At 70.6% G+C, this 16,470-nt stretch carries 17 protein-coding genes; 13 read left to right on the forward strand and 4 right to left on the reverse strand.

The window, feature by feature from the left end; all coding sequences use genetic code 11:
* Window positions 1-58: 58 nt before the first annotated feature.
* Window positions 59-1,144: a septation protein SepH gene (gene sepH, locus G3I40_RS34495; protein WP_164558774.1), complete on the reverse strand. Its 1,086-nt coding sequence runs from the start codon at window positions 1,142-1,144 to the stop codon at window positions 59-61.
* Between the two features lie 522 nt (window positions 1,145-1,666).
* Between sepH and G3I40_RS34500 the strand changes: the two genes are divergently transcribed.
* Window positions 1,667-2,899, forward strand: a complete 1,233-nt coding sequence (locus G3I40_RS34500) for a hypothetical protein (RefSeq protein WP_164558775.1) — start codon at window positions 1,667-1,669, stop codon at window positions 2,897-2,899.
* A gap of 7 nt (window positions 2,900-2,906) precedes the next feature.
* Here G3I40_RS34500 and G3I40_RS34505 read toward each other — a convergent pair whose 3' ends face one another.
* Both G3I40_RS34505 and G3I40_RS34510 read right to left on the reverse strand, forming a co-directional pair.
* A complete protein-coding gene (locus G3I40_RS34505; RefSeq protein ID WP_164558776.1) occupies window positions 2,907-4,235 on the reverse strand; it encodes a D-arabinono-1,4-lactone oxidase in 1,329 nt (442 codons plus the stop codon).
* Window positions 4,186-5,439: an MFS transporter gene (locus G3I40_RS34510; protein ID WP_164558777.1), complete on the reverse strand. Its 1,254-nt coding sequence runs from the start codon at window positions 5,437-5,439 to the stop codon at window positions 4,186-4,188. Before G3I40_RS34510 ends, G3I40_RS34505 begins: the two co-directional genes overlap by 50 nt.
* A gap of 110 nt (window positions 5,440-5,549) precedes the next feature.
* On the opposite strand from G3I40_RS34510, the gene G3I40_RS34515 reads away from it, so the two are divergent.
* The 7 genes from G3I40_RS34515 to G3I40_RS34545 all read left to right on the forward strand — a co-directional run bounded on the left by G3I40_RS34515 (window position 5,550) and on the right by G3I40_RS34545 (window position 11,753).
* Window positions 5,550-6,689, forward strand: a complete 1,140-nt coding sequence (locus G3I40_RS34515; protein ID WP_164558778.1) for a ferrochelatase — start codon at window positions 5,550-5,552, stop codon at window positions 6,687-6,689.
* Between the two features lie 10 nt (window positions 6,690-6,699).
* The gene (locus tag G3I40_RS34520; protein ID WP_164558779.1) at window positions 6,700-7,515 is read left to right on the forward strand and encodes an inositol monophosphatase family protein; all 816 of its coding nucleotides are present in this window, start codon (window positions 6,700-6,702) and stop codon (window positions 7,513-7,515) included.
* An 86-nt stretch (window positions 7,516-7,601) separates the two neighbouring features.
* On the forward strand, window positions 7,602-7,739 hold the full coding sequence (locus tag G3I40_RS34525) for a hypothetical protein (RefSeq protein WP_164558691.1): 138 nt from the start codon (window positions 7,602-7,604) through the stop codon (window positions 7,737-7,739).
* Between the two features lie 357 nt (window positions 7,740-8,096).
* On the forward strand, window positions 8,097-8,750 hold the full coding sequence (locus G3I40_RS34530) for a response regulator transcription factor (RefSeq protein ID WP_164558780.1): 654 nt from the start codon (window positions 8,097-8,099) through the stop codon (window positions 8,748-8,750).
* 6 nt (window positions 8,751-8,756) lie between these two features.
* On the forward strand, window positions 8,757-10,052 hold the full coding sequence (locus tag G3I40_RS34535; protein WP_164558781.1) for a HAMP domain-containing sensor histidine kinase: 1,296 nt from the start codon (window positions 8,757-8,759) through the stop codon (window positions 10,050-10,052).
* Window positions 10,053-10,489: 437 nt separating this feature from the next.
* Window positions 10,490-10,786: a DUF4193 domain-containing protein gene (locus G3I40_RS34540; RefSeq protein ID WP_018535993.1), complete on the forward strand. Its 297-nt coding sequence runs from the start codon at window positions 10,490-10,492 to the stop codon at window positions 10,784-10,786.
* 13 nt (window positions 10,787-10,799) lie between these two features.
* Complete coding sequence (locus G3I40_RS34545) at window positions 10,800-11,753, forward strand: hypothetical protein (RefSeq protein WP_164558782.1); 954 nt, start codon at window positions 10,800-10,802, stop codon at window positions 11,751-11,753.
* 1 nt (window position 11,754) lies between these two features.
* Here G3I40_RS34545 and G3I40_RS34550 read toward each other — a convergent pair whose 3' ends face one another.
* Window positions 11,755-12,201 (reverse strand): DUF3093 domain-containing protein, encoded by a 447-nt coding sequence (locus G3I40_RS34550; protein WP_164558783.1) that lies wholly within the window; start codon window positions 12,199-12,201, stop codon window positions 11,755-11,757.
* A gap of 58 nt (window positions 12,202-12,259) precedes the next feature.
* On the opposite strand from G3I40_RS34550, the gene G3I40_RS34555 reads away from it, so the two are divergent.
* The 5 genes from G3I40_RS34555 to G3I40_RS34575 all read left to right on the forward strand — a co-directional run bounded on the left by G3I40_RS34555 (window position 12,260) and on the right by G3I40_RS34575 (window position 16,372).
* Window positions 12,260-12,844 (forward strand): PaaI family thioesterase, encoded by a 585-nt coding sequence (locus tag G3I40_RS34555; protein WP_164558784.1) that lies wholly within the window; start codon window positions 12,260-12,262, stop codon window positions 12,842-12,844.
* The gene (gene dut / locus G3I40_RS34560) at window positions 12,841-13,374 is read left to right on the forward strand and encodes a dUTP diphosphatase (RefSeq protein WP_164558785.1); all 534 of its coding nucleotides are present in this window, start codon (window positions 12,841-12,843) and stop codon (window positions 13,372-13,374) included. The genes G3I40_RS34555 and dut overlap by 4 nt, the downstream gene beginning before the upstream one ends.
* A 1-nt stretch (window position 13,375) precedes the next feature.
* On the forward strand, window positions 13,376-14,149 hold the full coding sequence (locus G3I40_RS34565) for a DUF3710 domain-containing protein (protein WP_164558786.1): 774 nt from the start codon (window positions 13,376-13,378) through the stop codon (window positions 14,147-14,149).
* 200 nt (window positions 14,150-14,349) lie between these two features.
* Entirely contained in the window at window positions 14,350-15,573 is a 1,224-nt protein-coding gene (locus tag G3I40_RS34570; RefSeq protein ID WP_164558787.1) for an alginate lyase family protein, read from the forward strand.
* Between the two features lie 73 nt (window positions 15,574-15,646).
* Window positions 15,647-16,372 carry an ABC transporter ATP-binding protein gene (locus G3I40_RS34575; RefSeq protein WP_164558788.1) on the forward strand — a complete coding sequence of 242 codons (726 nt, stop codon included), beginning with the start codon at window positions 15,647-15,649 and terminating at the stop codon, window positions 16,370-16,372.
* The last annotated feature ends 98 nt before the right edge of the window (window positions 16,373-16,470 follow it).

Genomic DNA, 16,470 nt, shown 5'->3' on the forward strand with positions numbered 1-16,470 from the left:
GGAGTACGCAGGGGCCCGCACCGAATCGCCGGTGCGGGCCCCTGCGTACGAGCGGTGCCTAGTCCTGCTTCTTGCGGCGCGTACCGAAGACGATCTCGTCCCAGCTCGGCACCGCGGCCCGCCGCCCGGGGCGGACCCCGTCGGCCTCGGCCTGGCGGTCGGTGGTGCCGGTCAGGCGGTCCCGGTGGCCCGCCACGGCCCGCGGCATCAGGACGTCCGCGTACGCGGACCCGGCTCCGGCCGACGCGGCGGGCGCCGCCGGTTCCTCGACCTCGGTGGCCGTGGGTGCTTCCGGCTCCTCCTGCGGCGGCTCGGGAGCCGTCGTCGGGCGGTCGGGCACCACGATGTCGCCGCGATAGCTGGGCACGGCCTCCAGGAGGCTGGTCAGCGAGTCGCGCTCCGAGGAGGAGGCGATCGCCGGCAGGTTCTCCTCGGGTGCGGGCGGCGCGATCTCCGGCGGAGGCGGCGTCGGACGCTCCAGCTGCCGGTCCAGGGCGCGGTCCAGCGGCCGGTCCCTGGGCAGGCGGGCGATGCGCGGCACGAACGGGAACGTGGGCTCGGGCGCGCCGATGTCGTCGGACTCGCCGATCAGCGAGCGCGCCTCGTCGTCCACGGCCTGGACGAGCCTGCGGGGCGGGTCGTAGGTCCAGCTCGCCGAGTGCGGTTCGCCCGCGACCCGGTAGACGAGCAGGACTTCCCAGGTGCCGTCGTCCCGGCGCCAGGAGTCCCATTGGACGGTTTCCTTGTCGGCGCCGCGCAGCAGGAGTCGCTCCTGCACCGCCTCGCCGAGCTGGGGGCCGGTGTTCTCGCCCGGACGACGCACGGGGGTCTTCCTGGCCCGCTCGGCCATGAAGGCCCGCTCCGCGAGCACGGGGCCCTCGAAGCGGCGTACACGATCGACCGGGATGCCCGCGAGCTGGGCGACCTCCTCGGCGGAGGCACCTGCCCGTATGCGCGCCTGAATGTCGCGCGGGCGGAGGTGGCTCTCCACCTCGATCTCGATCTGGCCGAGGCGCGGACGGTCGCCGCGCACGGCGGCCCGGAGGCGCTCATCGATCGGAAGCGTGTACTCCGTGCTGTCCGCAGCCTTCAGCACCAGCCGTGTGCCGTCGTTAGAGACGGCCACGACACGCAGTTCGGGCATGGGGACCTCCCGGGTGGTGCCTGCCGACGTCACGTGCGTCGCTGCTTCCGCTAGTCGAGTGTGGCCTGCCCGGGTGCAGCCTGCCACAACCTTGCCGAGTTGCCCGGCGTGTCGGGCATCGACCCGAGAGCGCCGTTATGGCACGGTTACCTGTTCGCAACGCTAAGTGACCGAAGTCGTCACCCTGTGCAACGAGCCCCCTCCCGGCGGTCCTGGAAGGCCCCGGACACCCTGGCGGGAGACCGGACCCAGGGCTCGCAACAGTACTCCATTCGGGCCACTCTCGTGGATCGGCACGCCGCCGAACTTCTCACGGGGGACGGGAGTTGGGCCCGATGCGGCATCGGTGGGTGCCCGTTTCGCGATGGATGTGCGTGGCGTGATTCACGGAATCTGCGGAACCGGAACCATGCACTTCGGCCATACGTCCCTTTCTCATGTGACAACAGGAAGTTCACGTAGTCTCGGGTGCTTCACTGTGTAACAGGCCGAGATGTCGAGAAAGGCAGGCAAGGGCAGGAGATGGGCGAGAAGCCGGAGAACTCCAAGGACGAGCGGAACGGGCCCAAGGAGAAGAAGCGGCTGGATCTGAGCGTGCCCCAGGTGGCGGGCAGTGCGGTCGCCGCCGTGGTCGCCGCGAAGCTCGCCTCCAGTTTCGGTGTCTACGGGACGATCCTGGGCGCCGGCGTGGTCAGCGCCCTCGCCACCAGCGGCGGCACGCTCTTCCAGCACTTCTTCAGGCGCACCGGCGAGCAGATACGCGACGTCGCCGTGCAGACCAAGCCCAAGGGCCGCCAGGTGCCGGTCGCCGTGGACGGCCGCCCCGTACCGCGCACCTTCCGCTCGGACGCCTCCATGGACGCCACGAGCGCCATGGTGACCGGGGTCCGGCCGCCCGCCGCGCGGCCCGCGACGGGCGCACTGCCGACGACCACGACCTGGGGGGCGCCCGCGGCGTCCGCGGGAGCGGCCGAGGAGGACATGACGCAGCTGCTCGACACCGGCGCCGTGGCCGACCTGCTGCCCGACGAGTCCGAGAAGACCCAACTCCTGGGCACCGCCGATCCGGACCGGACCCGACTCCTCGCTACGGGCGATCCGGGCAGGACGCAACTCCTCAAGTCCGCCGACGTCGACGAGGCCACGCGCCTGCTGCGGCCCGCGACGGACCTGCCGCACCAGGCGCTCCCTGACGGCCCGGACGCCCCGCTTCCGGACGACGAAGAATTCACCGAGGCGACCGTGCACCGGTCCCGTGTCAAGAGCTGGAAGCGGCCGTTGGTCGCCGCGGCCGTCGTCTTCGGCGTGACGATGGGCGGCATCACGACGTACGAGCTGGTCGCCGGGGAGAGCTTCAGCGGGGACGGCGGCACGACCTTGGGGGACACGTTCACCGGACACAGGTCCTCCGGCAACAGCGACCCGAAGCCCAGCACCTCGCAGCAGCCCTCGGATGGCGCCAGCACCGGTTCCGGCAACGGTGAGCAGTCCGACGGCGACGGCTCCGGCACGGACGGGAACACGACGCCGAGCCCGACGCCGAGCAAGAGCGGCGGCTCGGGCACCGGCACCGACAAGGGCTCCGACCCGGACAAGGGCACCGGCTCCGGCTCGGATTCCGGCTCCGGCTCCGACCCGGACGACGGCAGCACGACGCCGACTCCGACGCCCACGCCGACCCCGTCGCAGAGCGCGGGCTCGAACCCGGGCACCGGGTCGGGCGCCGACTCCGGACAGCAGGCTCCGGCCGAGTAGGACGGGCTCAGTCGCCGAGGACCCGGCGCAGGTACGCGTTGCCGAAGAGGCGGTCCGGGTCCAGGCGGTCACGCAGCTTGGTGAACTCGCCGAAGCGCGGGTAGGCCTGAGCGAAGTACGCGGCGTCGCGCGTGTGCACCTTGCCCCAGTGCGGGCGGCCCTCATGGGCGGTGAAGATCTGCTCGGCGGCCGTGAAGTACCGCTGGTACGGCGTGCCCTTGTACATGTGGACCGCGACGTAGGCGCTGTCGCGACCGGACGCGGTGGACAGCGTGATGTCGTCGGCGGGGGCGGTGCGGACCTCGACCGGGAAGCTGACGCGCAGGTTCGACCGGTCCACCATGGACTTCAGCTCGCGCAGCGTCTCCACGAGGGCCGCGCGCGGAACGGCGTACTCCATCTCCACGAAGCGCACGCGGCGCGGAGATGTGAAGACCTTGTAGGGGATGTCGGTGTACGTCCGGGCCGACAGCGCCTTGCTGGAGATCTTCGCGATGGCCGGGATGGTGGCGGGCACGGCGCGGCCGATCGTGTTGACCACCTGGAACAGGCCGTTGGAGAGCACTTCGTCCTCGACGAAGCCGCTGACCCGCGACACCGGGGCCTCGGGGCCCGTGCTGCGGTTGTTGCGCTTGGTGTTGCAGTTGCCGGTGTGCGGGAACCAGTAGAACTCGAAGTGCTCGTTCTCCGCGTACAGCGCGTCGAAGTCGGCCGTCACCTTCTCGAAGCTCATCGGCTCCTCGCGGGCGGTGAGCAGGAAGATCGGCTCCACGGCGAAGGTGAGGGCCGTGACGATGCCGAGCGCGCCCAGACCGATGCGGGCGGCCGCGAAGACCTCGGGGTTCTCCTTCTCGGAGCAGGTGAGCAGTTCACCGCTCGCCGTCACCAGCTCAAGCCCCTTGATCTGCGCGGCGATGGAGGCCGACTCGCGGCCCGTGCCGTGCGTGCCGGTGCTGACGGCGCCCGAGACGGTCTGCTCCATGATGTCGCCCATGTTCGTGAGCGACAGGCCCTCGCGAGCCAATGCCAGGTTGAGCCGCTTGAGCGGGGTGCCGGCCTCGACCGTGACGGTGCCGTTCTCCCGGTCGATGTCGCGGATCCCGGTCAACAGTTGAGGGCGTATCAACACGCCGTCGGTCGCGGCGGCCGCCGTGAAGGAGTGGCCCGTGCCGACGGCCTTCACCTTCAGACCGTCCTGTGCGGCCCTGCGCACGGCCGCGGTGAGTTCCTCCACCGACGCGGGCGTCACCTCGCGCACGGGACGGGAGGTGACGTTCCCCGCCCAGTTACGCCACGCTTCGCTGCTCTTCTTGCTGCCCGTCTGCGCCGTGCTCATCGGTAGTTCCTCCCCGCTGCGGAACCGGCTGCTTCAGCCGGCGGTAGCCCAGCAACCCGACCAGGACCGCGACGGCGCCGGCTACACCCGGCACCCCGTACCCGGCCTTCGCGCCGGCGGCGTCGATCACCCAGCCGGACACGGAGGAACCGAGCGCGACACCGGCCGTCAGACCCGTGCTCACCCAGGTCATGCCCTCGGTCAGTTTCGCGCGTGGTACGTGCTGCTCGACGAGGGCCATCGTCGTGATCATCGTCGGTGCGATGGACAGGCCCGCAACGAAGAGCGCCACGGCCAGAAACGGCAGGTTCCCGACCAGTTGGAGGGGGATCATACTCACGCCCATCGTGACGAGACCCACCAGCCACCGGCGCGCGGGCGCCCCCTTGAAGTGCAGCAGGCCGAACACGGCGCCCGCGACGCAGGACCCGGCCGCGTAAACGGCGAGCACCACACTGGCCACCGACTTGTGGCCCTGCTCCTCCGCGAAGGCCACCGTCACCACGTCGACCGCTCCGAAGATCGCGCCCGTCGCCACGAAGGTCGCCACCAGAACCTGCAACCCACGCGCGCGGAGCGCCGATCCGCCGCCGTGCTGCGCCCGGGGGTGCGGCGGCGGTTCGGTCGCGCGCTGGCCGGTCAGCCAGAAGACGCCCACCGCGAGGAAACAGCCCGCAAGAAGGGGCCCCGCCTCCGGGAACCAGGCCGTGGACAGGCCGATCGAGATGATCGGCCCGAAGATGAAGCACACCTCGTCGATCACGGACTCGAAGGAGTACGCCGTGTGCAGCCGGCGCGGGGTGTCCCGGTACAGGACCGCCCACCGCGAGCGGATCATCGAGCCGACGCTCGGCACGCAGCCGATGAACGCGGCGCACAGGAACAGCGTCCAGTCGGCGGCCTCGTACTTCGCGCACAGCAGCATCCCGGAGACGGCCACGAGCGAGACGAGGGTGGCCGGGCGCAGCACGCGGCGCTGCCCGTACTGGTCGACCAGGCGGGAGATCTGCGGCCCGATCGCCGCGGCGGACAGGGCCACCGTCGCCGACAGGGCGCCCGCGAGCCCGTACCGCCCGGTCAGCTGCGAGACCATCGTGACGATCCCGATGCCCATCATCGACAGGGGCATCCGGCCCAGGAATCCGGCGAAGGAGAAGCTCTTGGTGCCGGGCAGGGCGAACAGGGCGCGGTAGGGGCTGGGCAACTCGACGACTCCGGTAAGGAACGAACAGGGCCGATACAGCTTACGCGTGTCAGGCTCCGGGTGGCATGGCGGTTTTCCGCCTGTCAGTGGCGGGTGGCAGGATCGAAGACATGCCAGAAGCGCACGCTGCCAGCCCCGACGCCCGCCCCTACGACGCCTTGCTGCTGCTCTCGTTCGGCGGCCCCGAGGGCCCCGACGACGTCGTCCCGTTCCTGGAGAACGTGACGCGGGGACGAGGCATCCCCAAGGAGCGGCTCAAGGAAGTGGGGCAGCACTACTTCCTGTTCGGCGGGGTCAGCCCCATCAACGACCAGAACAGGGCGCTGCTCGACGCCCTGCGCAAGGACTTCGCCGACCACGGCCTGGACCTGCCGGTCTACTGGGGCAACAGGAACTGGGCGCCGTACCTCACGGACACGCTGCGCGAGATGGCCACCGACGGCCATCGCCGCATCCTCGTCCTGGCCACCAGCGCGTACGCGTCCTACTCGGGCTGCCGCCAGTACCGGGAGAACCTCGCGGAGTCGCTGGCCGCCCTGGAGGCCGAGGGCCTGGAGCTGCCGAGGATCGACAAGCTGCGGCACTACTTCAACCACCCGGGCTTCGTGCGCCCCATGGTCGACGGTGTCCTGGAGTCCCTCGCCGACCTGCCCGAGGACGTACGGGACGGCGCCCACCTCGCCTTCACCACACACTCCATCCCGGACGCCGCGGCCGACACCTCCGGACCCCACGAGGACCACGGCGACGGCGGCGCGTACGTGAAGCAGCACCTGGACGTCGCGCGGCTGATCGCGGACGCCGTACGCGAGGAGACCGGAGTCGAGCACCCCTGGCAGCTCGTCTACCAGTCGCGCTCCGGCGCCCCGCAGATCCCCTGGCTGGAGCCCGACATCTGCGACCACCTGGAGGAGCGGCACGCCGCGGGGGTGCCGGCCGTCGTCATGGCGCCCATCGGCTTCGTCTCGGACCACATGGAGGTCCTGTACGACCTCGACACCGAGGCCGAGGCCAAGGCGAAGGAGATCGGGCTCGCGGTGCGTCGCTCCGCCACCGTGGGCGCGGACCCGCGCTTCGCCGCCGCCGTGCGGGAGCTGGTCCTGGAGCGGGCCGCGAGCGAGAGCGGAAGGAACATCACGCCGTGCGCCCTGGGCGCGCTCGGCGCGAGCCACGACCTGTGCCCGGTGGGCTGCTGCCCGGCCCGCGCCCCCAAGCCCGCCGCCGCGGGCGCCGACAGCCCGTACGCGTAAGGATGCCCACGTGACCGATCCCCAGGCCCACAGGGCCCTCACGGCAGAGCTCCTCGGCGTCGCCCTGGAAGCGGCGGCCCGCGCCGGCGTCTTCCTGCGCGACGGCCGCCCCGCCGACCTCGGCGTCGCCGCCACCAAGACCAGCGCCGTCGACGTCGTCACCGAGATGGACATCGCCTCCGAGAAGCTCATCACGGACTTCCTGGCCGACCGCCGCCCCGACGACGGCGTGCTCGGGGAGGAAGGCGCCGCGACCGAGGGCTCCAGCGGCGTCGAGTGGGTGATCGACCCCATCGACGGAACCGTCAACTACCTCTACGGGCGCCCCGATTGGTCCGTCTCCATCGCGGCCCGCAAGGACGGCGAGACGCTCGTCGGCGTCGTCGCGGCCCCGATGCGCGGCGAGACCTACCGCGCCGTCCTGGGGGAGGGCGCCTACGTGAACGACCGGCCGGCCCACGCGCGCGTGGCACCACCGTTCGCGCAGGCGCTGGTCGGCACCGGCTTCGGCTACCTGGAATCGCGCCGGGTCCACCAGGCCGACGTCGTACGGGAGTTGGTGCCCAAGGTGCGCGACATCCGGCGCGGCGGCTCGGCCGCGATCGACCTGTGCGACGTGGCGCTGGGCCGCATGGACGCGTACTACGAACGCGGCCTGAACCCCTGGGACTACGCGGCCGGCGACCTCATCGCGCGTGAGGCGGGGGCCCTGACCGGAGGCCGCCCCGGTGAGCCGGTGTCGCCCGAGCTGACCATCGCCGCGCCGCCCGGCCTCTTCGAGCCGCTGCAGAACTGGCTGGAAGAGCTGGGCGCCTGGCACGACTGAGCCCGCGCACACGAGAGGGCCCCGGCGCCCGCCTGGATCGAACCAGGCGCCGGGGCCCTCTCGTGTGCTGCTCAGACGCTAGAGGCGTGAACTTCCACGCCGTGCTCGGCGGCGAGGCGGTGGAGGTCGTCCAGTTCGCCCTGCTCGACCTCTGCAAGGAAGTCGTCGCCGGTCTCTCGCGCCCGCGTCAGGTCGGACTCGGCCGCCTTTATGCGCTGCAGTAGCCCTGCGGTGAATGCGTCCATGGTTGCGCCCCCTCGTCCTGGGTCGTGGGTCGGTGGCACGGGGGTGTGCCCTGTGGAAGGGGTGATCACGTCGTGAGCCGCCCTGCGGCAAGCAGCTTGTGGCACGCCGCATACAAAGCGTGATCGCGGGTGTACAGCCGTCCTCCCCCTGCTCCCTTCCGCGGAAACCTCAACCCCCGCAGAAAATCAGGCATTCCCGTGACGTCCCGCCGTCCCCCTCGCCGTCTTACAGCCGGTTTATGGCCGAAAGGGGCAGGATGGAGGCTCACACCCCATGAACGGACCTGCCCGCGCGCCCGAACCTGCCCGCGGGTGGCCAGAGGAAGGACCAGCGACGTGCGCGTACTCGTCGTCGAGGACGAGCAGCTGCTCGCCGATGCGGTGGCCACCGGACTGCGCCGGGAGGCCATGGCCGTCGACGTCGTGTACGACGGTGCGGCGGCCCTGGAGCGCATCGGCGTCAACGACTACGACGTGGTCGTTCTCGACCGCGACCTCCCGCTCGTGCACGGCGACGACGTCGCCCGCAAGATCGTCGAGCTGGGCATGCCCACCCGCATCCTCATGCTGACCGCCTCCGGCGACGTCAGCGACCGCGTGGAGGGGCTGGAGCTGGGCGCGGACGACTACCTCCCCAAGCCGTTCGCCTTCAGCGAGCTGACCGCCCGCGTCCGCGCCCTCGGACGCCGTACGAGCGTGCCCCTGCCGCCCGTCCTGGAGCGGGCGGGGCTCAAGCTCGACCCGAACCGCCGCGAGGTGTTCCGCGACGGCAAGGAGATCCAGCTCGCGCCCAAGGAGTTCGCGGTCCTGGAGGTGCTGCTGCGCAGCGAAGGCGCCGTCGTCTCCGCCGAGCAGCTCCTGGAGAAGGCCTGGGACGAGAACACGGACCCGTTCACGAACGTCGTGCGCGTCACCGTCATGACCCTGCGCCGCAAGCTCGGCGAGCCGGCCGTCATCGTCACGGTGCCGGGCTCCGGCTACCGGATCTGATCCTCCATGGCCTCCGCACCAGCGCCCCCCACGGCGCCACCGAAGCCGACCTGGAAGCCGGGCGCGAGGGTCGAACCGCCCTTCCCCTGGCTGCGCCCCACCATCCGCATAAGGCTCACGCTGCTCTACGGCGGCATGTTCCTCATCGCGGGCATCCTGCTGCTGTCGATCATCTATCTGCTCGCGGCGCAGGCCCTGAACGTGGGCAGCGAGCTGCCGTTCAAGATCGTGAGCGGCCGGGTCACGAGCAGCATCTGCAACAACATCCCGGACGGCCAGATCCCGGCCAGCGAGTTGAACAGCGCCCTGAGCGACTGCGTCAACCAGCAGCGCCAGCACGCCCTGGACGTCCTGCTGAGCCGCTCCCTGATGGCACTGCTCGGTCTCGCGATCATCGCCTTCGCCTTCGGGTACGCGATGGCGGGCCGCGTCCTGTCCCCGCTCGGCCGCATCACGCGCACCGCGCGCCGGGTGGCCGGCACGGACCTGTCGCGCCGCATCGAGCTGGACGGTCCGGACGACGAGCTCAAGGAGCTCTCCGACACCTTCGACGAGATGCTCGACCGCCTGGAGCGGGCCTTCACGGCCCAGCAGCGCTTCGTGGGCAACGCGTCGCACGAGCTGCGCACACCGCTCGCGATCAACCGCACCCTCCTGGAGGTCCATCTCTCGGATCCGGGCGCCCCGGTGGAGCTCCAGCAGCTCGGCAAGACGCTGCTGGCCACGAACGAGCGCAGCGAGCAACTGGTGGAGGGCCTGCTGTTGCTGGCCCGCAGCGACAACCAGATCGTCGAGCGCAAGCCCGTGGACCTCGCGGAGGTCGCCTCCCAGGCGCTCGACCAGGCCCGCGCCGAAGCCGACGAGAAGCACGTGGAGATCCGGGGCGAGCGCAAGGAGGCGGTCGTCCAGGGCAACGGCGTACTGCTGGAGCGCATCGCCCTGAACCTCGTGCAGAACGCCATCCGGTACAACGTCCCGAAGGAAGAGGGGCAGCGCGAAGCGCTTCAGGACAAGGGCGCCGGCGGGCGACGGGAGGGCGGCTGGGTCGAGGTCTGCACGGAGGCGCAGCACGGCCAGGCCGTCCTGGTCGTCACCAATACGGGCCCGGTGGTCCCCGCGTACGAGATCGACAACCTCTTCGAGCCCTTCCGGCGGCTGCGCACCGAGCGCACCGGCAGCGACAAGGGAGTGGGCCTCGGCCTGTCCATCGCCCGCTCGGTGGCGCGTGCCCACGGCGGCCGGATCACCGCCGAGCCCCGTGACGGGGGTGGGCTCGTGATGCGGGTCACCCTGCCGATCTAGCCAGGTCTCGCCCGGTTCGACGTGCACGGCGCGTACGGATCTGACATGCTTCCGCCGACGCGCTGGGCGAGTTCGCTTTTAGCGGAATTTTCGGGACCTGCACCCGGGAGGACCGTGTGTGATCGATCACATGGGCGAATTTCGGGCTATCTACTCTCCGTGATCGCAAAAGCCGTATGAAAGCCGGGAAAGTCCGGGTTTTCGGGCAGCTTGATCACGGGAAGTACACGGGGTGGCGCCCGTGCAGTACGGCAATCGGACCGTGTACGGTCCCGTTCGCCACCCAAGCCGATCACTCATGAGGAGTGGGGTTGGGTGTCGATTGAGTAACAGACCTTGATGTGAGGCAAAATCTCCGCCTCAGGTCGGGCACAAGTCCGGCCTCTCATGCGTTACGTGCGCTGAGACACCTAAACACCCAGAGGGGGAGAGGCGACATGGCAACGGACTACGACACTCCACGCAAGACCGATGACGACCTCAATGAGGACAGCATCGAAGAACTGAAGTCCCGGCGGAACGACAAGTCCGCGTCGAACGTGGACGTGGACGAGTTCGAGGCGGCCGAGGGCCTGGAACTTCCGGGCGCCGACCTCTCGAACGAGGAGCTCGCCGTTCGCGTCCTGCCCAAGCAGCAGGACGAGTTCACCTGCATGAGCTGCTTCCTGGTGCACCACCGCAGCCAGCTCGCGCGGGAGAAGAACGGTCAGCCGATCTGCCGCGACTGCGACTGAGGAAGGGTCGGGCATGACTGGCTCGACCCCGCCCTGGAAGCGCCGTCCCCGGCCCACGCGCCGGGACGCGGCACAAGGCCCGTCGGAGGCCGTGCGTGACGACGACGAGCGGGGCTCTTCCACCAGTGAAGACGCCTCGCTCGAAGCGGCGGACACGCACGAGGAGACGGGCGACCTGACGGCGGCCGGCGTCGTGGAAGTACGCGACGCCGACGGCCCGGCGGACACCGAGGCGCACCCGACCAGGCGCCGCGTGACCGCCGTCAAGGACGGAGTCCGCAAGAGCGGCACCGTCGCGAAAACGGGGATCGTCAAGAGCGGCGCCGCCGCCAGAGCCGGCATCGGCTATCTCGCCGACCGGATCATCGAGAACGCTCCGCGCGTGCCCGTACGGGACCTCGGGACCCTGCGCGCGCAGTTCCCGGGCCTGGGTCCGGAGCAGCTCGCGGACAAGCTGGTCGCCGGAGCCGCGGCCGCCTCGTCCACGGTGGGTGCGGGAGTCGGTGCGGCCGCGATGCTGCCCGTACCGCCCGCCATGCCGACCGAACTGGCCGCGGAGATCACCGGCGTCGCCGCGATCGAGCTCAAGCTGATCGCCGAGCTGCACGAGGTCTACGGAGTGCGGCCCGCCGGGAACCTGAAACAGCGCAGCGCCGCCTACCTGACCTCGTGGTCGGAGGAGCGCGGCATCCAGGTGTCGAAACCGGCGACGATCAACGCGGCGCTCGGCGGCCAGATGAAGCGCGAGCTGCGCCAGCAGATCATGAAGCGGACGGTGCGCAACCTGCCGACGCTGATGCCGTTCCTGGTCGGCGCCGCGGTGGGGGCGGCCATGAACCGCAGGGACACCAAGAAGCTGGCCGAGCGGGTGCGTAAGGACCTGCGGGGCTTCCAGGTGCCGTGGGACGCCCTGCCCGAGCTGCCGCCGCTGAGCAGGCCCGAGGATCCCCTGGAGATCGAGGACTGAGTCAGGCTCCGAGAGCCTTTGCCAAAGCTTCAGGTTCGCGCGTCGACAGATAGACGTACGGCGTCGGGTCCGTCGGGTCGGTGATCTCCGCGCGGACCGCCGTCGGTACGTAGCTGCGCAGCAGCATGAAGGCGCGCGGGTCCGCCTTGTACGTGCGCCAGGCGCGCGCCTCCTCCGCGTCCAGGACCTGCACGGAGCCCAGGGCCGCGAGCGGGATCTTCGCGTCGCCCGCGACCAGCGAGCCGGCCACGACGCGGATCCGGGCGGAGCCGTACTGGCTGGTGATCACGGAGGCGAAGAGCAGGCCGCCGACGAAGCCGCCGAGCAGCGGGAGCGTGCCGAAGGGCAGCAGGGTGAGGCCGCAGGCGACACCCACCAGGAAGGACACGAGCCACCACGAACGGGGTGCGGTGAGGCGTTCTTCGTAAGGCGTCGTCGAGAGCTCCATGAGGCCAAGCTTGGCACGATGCACGACGGCACAGGACGCGCGGGTAAGGTCTGCGCCTGTGAGTGGTACTTCAGCAGCTCTGACGCCCCCGGCCGACGCCATAGCCCCCGTGCGGCACCCCGACGCTCCCGCCCCCGGTGAGCTCCTCGGCGCGCACTACGAACACTGTTTCGGCTGCGGCGGCGGACAGCCGCACGGGCTGCACCTGGAGGCGCGGGCCGGTGACGGCGTGCGCATCACCGCCGAGTTCACCGTGCGCGCCGCCCACCAGGGCGCGCCCGGGCTCGCGCACGGCGGCATCCTCGCCACCGCGCTCGACGAGACGCTCGGCTCGCTGAACTGGCTGCTGCGCGTGATCGCCGTGACCGGGCGCCTGGAGACGGACTTCGTGCGGCCCGTGCCCGTGGACACCGTGCTCTACCTGTCCGCCGAGGTCACCGCCGTCGCCGGACGCAAGATCTACTCGACCGCCACGGGCCGGATCGGCGGCCCCGACGGGCCCGTCGCCGTCCGCGCCGACGCCCTCTTCATCGAGGTGAAGGTCGACCACTTCATCGACAACGGCCGTCCGCAGGAGATCCAGGCGGCCATGAGCGACCCGGACCAGATCCGGCGCGCCCGCGCCTTCGAGGTGAACCCGTGAACCAGCCACTGGATGTGCTCATCCACCGCGTCGACCCCGACGTACCGCTGCCCGCGTATGCGCACCCGGGCGACGCGGGTGCGGACCTGCGCACCACCGAGGCGTGCGCCCTCGCCCCCGGCGAGCGGGTCGTCCTGCCCACCGGGGTGTCTGTCGCGCTGCCCGAGGGGTACGCGGCCTTCGTGCACCCACGATCCGGTCTCGCCGTCCGCTGCGGTGTCGCCCTGGTGAATGCCCCAGGGACGGTGGATGCCGGGTACCGTGGGGAGATCAAGGTGATCGTGGTGAATCTCGACCCGCGCGAGACCGTGCGGTTCGAGCGTTTCGACCGGATTGCCCAACTCGTCGTCCAGCAGGTCGAGAAGGTGCGCTTCCGCGAGGTGGCCCAGCTTCCCGATTCGGCGCGGGCCGAGGGGGGCTTCGGGTCCACCGGTGGGCATGCCTCTGTGGGCGACGCCGCCGAGGGAGCGGCCGGTCAAAAGGGTGGGAATCGATACGCTTCGGTCGTATCCGACCGGGAAGGACAGTGACGTGTTCGGACGTCGCAAGAAGAACAGCTCCGCTGACGACGCAGTGGACGCGGCGGGCGAGGCCGAGCAGGTCGACGGTGTCGACAGTGCCGACACGGACGCCGAGGGGGAGCCGGAGCGCGTCCGGCTCGAGCCCGAGCCGCGTCCCGACGGACCCTGGGACTCCACCGAGGTGCGCGAGCCCGCCGAGGGCCGGGTGGACCTGGGCGGCATCTTCGTCCCCGGTGTGGAGGGCATGGAGCTGCGCGTGGAGGTCGCCGGTGACGCGATCGTCGCGGCGACCGTCGTCCTCCAGGACAGCGCGGTCCAGCTGCAGGCCTTCGCCGCTCCCAAGAAGGAGGGCATCTGGGGCGAGGTCCGCGAGGAGATCGCCTCGGGGATCACTCAGCAGGGTGGCGTGATCGACGAGGTCGAAGGCCCGCTCGGCTGGGAGCTGCGGGCCCAGGTGCCGGTGCAGCTGCCGGACGGCACGGGCGGTTTCCAGGTCGTGCGCTTCATCGGCGTGGACGGCCCCCGCTGGTTCCTGCGCGGCGTGATCTCCGGTCAGGGCGCGGTGCAGCCGCAGGCCGCCGGACTGCTCGAGCAGATCTTCCGGGACACGGTTGTGGTGCGAGGCGATGGCCCGATGGCCCCGCGCGACCCCATCGTCCTCAAGCTGCCGGACGACGCACAGATGGTCGCCGAAGGTGCCGGTCAGGACTCCGCGGAGGGCTCGCGCTTCTCCGGTGGCATGGGTCAGCTGGCCCGCGGCCCGGAGATCACCGAGGTGCGCTGACGCGCTTCCTTTTCACAGACGTACGTGGCCGGGGCCGCGCATCCCACGGGATGCGCGGCCCCGGCCTTTGTCGTGCGGTCCCCAACTGCCGTTCTTTCTTCAGCACTTGACGGAAGGCTGGTCCGTACCTAGGGTCCCGGCCAACGCCGTGGTTCATATCGGCGCCCCAAGTTCACATACGAGAACGGATGGCCCCCACCATGCAGGCTCGTTCCCCGCAGTCCCGCCACAGAAGGCCGCGCACCGCTCTGCTCGCCACCCTCGCCACCACCGTCACGGCCCTGGTCGCCGGCGTCGTCGCCTGGCCCGGCGCGGGCCGCGCCGACGCCGCGCCCGCCACGTTCGCCCACCCCGGAGTCACCGTCTCCAAGGGGCAGTTGGACTTCGTCAAGGCCAAGGTCAACGCCGGGGCGCAGCCCTGGAAGGGCGCCTTCGACCAGATGATGGCGAGCAAGTACGCCGATCTGAACCGCACGCCCAAGCCCCGCGCCACCGTCGAGTGCGGCTCGTACTCGAACCCCAACTACGGCTGCACGGACGAGCGCGAGGACGCGATAGCCGCGTACACCGACGCCCTCGCGTGGTACTTCACGGGCAACGAGCAGTACGCGAAGAAGTCCATCGCGCTCATGGACGCCTGGTCCGGCACCATCAAGGACCACACCAACAGCAACGCGCCCCTGCAGACCGGCTGGGCGGGCTCCTCCTGGCCCAAGGCCGCCGAGATCATCAAGTACACGTACACCGGCGGCTGGGCGAACGAGGGCCGCTTCAAGACGATGCTGCGCGACGTCTACCTGCCGAAGGTCATCAACGGCTCGAACTCCAACGGGAACTGGGAGCTGTCGATGATGGAGGCCGCCGTCGGCATCTCCGTCTTCCTGGAGGACAAGGCCTCCTACGACAAGGCGATGGCGAAGTTCCGGACGCGCACGGCCGCGTACGTCTACCTGTCCTCGGACGGCGCGCTGCCCAAGACCGTGCCGAGCCAGAACCTGGACACCAAGCAGAAGATCGTCAACTACTGGCAGGGCCAGTCGACCTTCGTGACGGGGCTGACCCAGGAGACCTGTCGCGACTTCACGCACACCGGGTACGGGATCTCCGCTATCTCGCACATCGCGGAGACCAGCCGCATCCAGGGCCAGGACCTGTACGGCACGGACGTCGGCGAGCGGCTGCGGCAGGCGCTCGGCTTCCAGGCCAAGTACGAACTGGGTGAGGCGCCGCCGAGCTCGCTGTGCGGCGGCAGCGTCAACAGGGGCCTCGGGCCGGTCACCGAGGTCGGCTACAACGCCCTGCACACCCGCCTGGGCACCGCCATGACGAACACCCAGAAGCTGACCGAGCAGAACCGGCCGGCCGGCTCCAACAACCTGTTCGTGGCCTGGGAGACCCTGACCCACGCCGAGAACCCGAGCTGACCATTGCCCGGCCGGGCGGCAGGTGACCATACTGGCGCCCGGCCGGGAACACACGTACGGGGGAGCGGGGCGCATGACCGAGAGCACCGAGGCGGGGACCGCCGTCCTCGACCAGGACGGCCACGGGCCGATGGTCGTCGTGGAGGGCCTGCACCGTTCGTACGGGACGGGCGCCGCCGCCGTGCACGCCCTGCGCGGCGTCTCCTTCGAGGTGCCGCGCGGCGAGCTGGTCGCTCTCAAGGGGCGCTCCGGATCCGGCAAGACGACCCTGCTCAACCTCGTCGGCGGTCTCGACGAGCCGGATCGCGGACGCATCGTGGTCGACGGGCTCGACCTCGCCGACCTGGGGGAGAACGGGCTCCTGGAGCTGCGCCGCGACCGCGTCGGCTTCATCTTCCAGTCCTTCGGGCTGATCCCGATCCTCACGGCCGCCGAGAACGTGGGCGTGCCGATGCGGCTGCGCAAGGAGCAGGCACGCGCGCGGGAAGAGCGCGTCGAGCTGCTGCTCTCGCTCGTCGGCCTGGAGGGGCACGCCAAGCAGCGCCCCGGGGAGCTCTCCGGCGGGCAGCAACAGCGCGTCGCCATCGCCCGAGCCCTCGCCAACAAGCCGGCCCTGCTCATCGCCGACGAGCCCACGGGACAGCTCGACGCGGAGACCGGGCTGGCCGTGATGGAGCTGCTGCGCGCCGTCGTGCGCAGCGAGCGCGTCACCGCACTGGTCGCCACCCACGACACGACCCTGCTCGACCTCGCCGACCGCGTCCTGGAGCTGAACGACGGGGAGATCGTCCAGCACTGACGGGTCCGCGGCGCATCAGGGTTCCGTCAAAGACGCCCCCTCACCAGGCACCTGTCTTATTTGTCGGAGTTGCTGACCGTAAGGTCGACGCTGCGAGG

It is taken from the genome of Streptomyces sp. SID14478, assembly GCF_010548525.1.
In the GTDB taxonomy this organism is placed as follows: Bacteria; Actinomycetota; Actinomycetes; order Streptomycetales; family Streptomycetaceae; genus Streptomyces.

What these genes read in the sequence shown, in the direction of transcription:
- sepH (WP_164558774.1), bottom strand. Translation starts at nt 1,144, where the DNA reads ATGCCCGAACTGCGTGTCGTGGCCGTCTCTAACGACGGCACACGGCTG.
- G3I40_RS34500 (WP_164558775.1), top strand. Translation starts at nt 1,667, where the DNA reads ATGGGCGAGAAGCCGGAGAACTCCAAGGACGAGCGGAACGGGCCCAAG.
- G3I40_RS34505 (WP_164558776.1), bottom strand. Translation starts at nt 4,235, where the DNA reads ATGAGCACGGCGCAGACGGGCAGCAAGAAGAGCAGCGAAGCGTGGCGT.
- G3I40_RS34515 (WP_164558778.1), top strand. Translation starts at nt 5,550, where the DNA reads ATGCCAGAAGCGCACGCTGCCAGCCCCGACGCCCGCCCCTACGACGCC.
- G3I40_RS34535 (WP_164558781.1), top strand. Translation starts at nt 8,757, where the DNA reads ATGGCCTCCGCACCAGCGCCCCCCACGGCGCCACCGAAGCCGACCTGG.
- G3I40_RS34540 (WP_018535993.1), top strand. Translation starts at nt 10,490, where the DNA reads ATGGCAACGGACTACGACACTCCACGCAAGACCGATGACGACCTCAAT.
- G3I40_RS34545 (WP_164558782.1), top strand. Translation starts at nt 10,800, where the DNA reads ATGACTGGCTCGACCCCGCCCTGGAAGCGCCGTCCCCGGCCCACGCGC.
- G3I40_RS34550 (WP_164558783.1), bottom strand. Translation starts at nt 12,201, where the DNA reads ATGGAGCTCTCGACGACGCCTTACGAAGAACGCCTCACCGCACCCCGT.
- G3I40_RS34570 (WP_164558787.1), top strand. Translation starts at nt 14,350, where the DNA reads ATGCAGGCTCGTTCCCCGCAGTCCCGCCACAGAAGGCCGCGCACCGCT.
- G3I40_RS34575 (WP_164558788.1), top strand. Translation starts at nt 15,647, where the DNA reads ATGACCGAGAGCACCGAGGCGGGGACCGCCGTCCTCGACCAGGACGGC.